Origin of the sequence: Blastococcus tunisiensis, assembly GCF_900112815.1 — a bacterium.
GTDB lineage: Bacteria > Actinomycetota > Actinomycetes > Mycobacteriales > Geodermatophilaceae > Blastococcus_B > Blastococcus_B tunisiensis.
The window spans coordinates 1-1317 of sequence record NZ_FOND01000042.1; the positions used below are offsets into that span (position 1 = coordinate 1).

At 69.5% G+C, this 1317-nt stretch carries 1 protein-coding gene and 1 other annotated feature; the gene reads right to left on the reverse strand.

Going from position 1 to position 1317, the window contains the following annotated elements; genetic code table 11:
• Positions 1-15: 15 nt before the first annotated feature.
• Positions 16-1265, reverse strand: a protein-coding gene (locus BM142_RS24040) for an IS3 family transposase (RefSeq protein ID WP_254791240.1) whose coding sequence is annotated in 2 segments (ribosomal slippage) — positions 16-986 and positions 986-1265 — 1251 coding nt in all. Because the reading frame shifts where the segments join, the coding sequence is not laid out codon by codon here.
• Positions 859-987 (reverse strand) — a sequence feature (AL1L pseudoknot). (Overlaps the previous gene by 129 nt.)
• Positions 1266-1317: the final 52 nt, after the last annotated feature.

The window sequence follows — 1317 nt, forward strand, 5'->3', positions numbered from 1 at the left end:
TGTCTCGCCCCGAGTTCAGTGGAGACTCGGAACTGACGCGGCGACGGTAGTCGCCACGGGGTTGTGCCGGTAGAAGTGGTCCTCGTGCTCGGCCGGTGGGATCAGGCCGATCTCGCCGTGTAGGCGTCGGTGGTTGAACCAGTCGACGTACTCGGCGACGGCGATCTCGAGGTCGTCGATGCCCTTCCAGGGGCCGCGGTTGCGCACGAGTTCGGCCTTGAAGAGGGAGTTGAAGGCCTCGGCGAGGGCGTTGTCGTAGGAGTCGCCGGTGGAGCCGACCGACGCGACCGCGCCGGCCTCGGCGAGGCGCTGGGTGTAGCGCACGGCGACGTATTGAACGCCCTTGTCCGAGTGGTGAATCAGGCCGCCGAGGTCGCGGCCGGTCCGTCGGCGGGTCCAGATGCCCATCTCCAGCGCGTCCAGCGCGAGGTCGGTGCGCAGCGACTTCGACAGCTGCCAGCCGACCACCCTGCGGGAGTAGACGTCGATGACGAAGGCGGCGTAGACCCAGCCGGAGAACGTCCGGCAGTAGGTGATGTCGGCAACCCACAGCTGGTCCGGTCCGGTCGCGGTGAACGCCCGATCGACCAGGTCCGGACGGGTGTCCGGGCCGGTGCCGGGCACGGTGGTGCGCGGACCCTTGGCCCGCGTGATGCCGCGCAGGCCGGCGGCGCGCATCAGTCGCTCGACGGTGCAGCGAGCCACGGCGTGGCCCTGTCGACGCACTTCGGCATGGACCTTGCGGGCGCCGTAGACGCCGTAGTTGTCGGCGTGGACCTTCTCGATCACCGCGGTGGTTGCGGCGTCGGTGACCGCCCGCGCCGACGGCGGCCGGATGCGGTGGGCGTAGTAGGTGCTCGGGGCGATCTTCGCGCCGGCCTCGGTGAGGACGCGGCAGATCGGCTCGACCCCGTATTCGAGCTTGTGCTGATCGATGTAGTCGACGATCAGCGGGAGGGGCGGTCGAGCTCCGCCGCGAAGAAAGCCGACGCGCTCTTCAGGATCGCGTTCGCCCGGCGCAGCTCCCGGTTCTCCCGTTCGAGCTCGGCCAGCCGAGTGGCGTCATCGGTCGTTGTCCCGGGCCGGTGCCCCTCGTCGACCTCGGCCTGGATGACCCAGTTGCGCAGCGTCTCGGGGTTGATGCCCAGCTGCTCGGCGATCCGCTTCAACGCTCCAGTCCGAGTGGCCGGGTCACGCCGGGCGTCGACCGCCAGCCGGATCGCCCGCTCACGCAGCTCGTCGGGGTACTTCCTCGGTGCCGCCATGACTCTCATCCTCACGTGGATTGAGAGCCTCCATCAAACCCGGGGCGAGACA